The following is a 378-nucleotide window of genomic DNA, read 5'->3' as shown; positions in this document are numbered from 1 at the left end:
CCCGTGGCCGCCTTTTCGAACTCCGGCAGCATGCGGCCTTCGCCCAGCACGAACGCGAAGTCTTCGGCGCTGCCGCCCTGAAACGCTTCACCGTCGATCTTGCCGATGAAGTCGACAGACACGCGATCGCCTTCTTTCGCTGCCGTGTCAGCACCGCCGTCGCCGTGCTCGCCGGCTTCGCCGCGAGCGTGGTAATGCACGCGCTGCTTGCGCAGGATTTCCAGCGTGCGGTCGATTTCCGCTTCGCTGATGGTGGTCGTGGTGCGCTCGATTTCCGCCGTGGCGACGTCGCCCAGCTTGACTTCGGGATAGACCTCGAAGGTGGCGTCGAACGCGTAGGCGCCTTCAGCGGCGTCGGCCTTCGGCGCGAAGCTCGGC

1 protein-coding gene is annotated in these 378 nt (G+C 66.1%); it reads right to left on the bottom strand.

Annotation, left to right across the window (positions count from 1 at the left end):
• Positions 1-378 (bottom strand): trigger factor (locus EN824_RS33670; RefSeq protein WP_189522273.1); only part of this gene is annotated, 378 nt, incomplete at both ends.

Source organism: Mesorhizobium sp. M8A.F.Ca.ET.181.01.1.1 (assembly GCF_004792025.1).
Lineage (GTDB): Bacteria > Pseudomonadota > Alphaproteobacteria > Rhizobiales > Rhizobiaceae > Mesorhizobium.
Note: the sequence above shows the minus strand (reverse complement) of the source record. Positions and strands in the feature narration are given on the sequence as shown.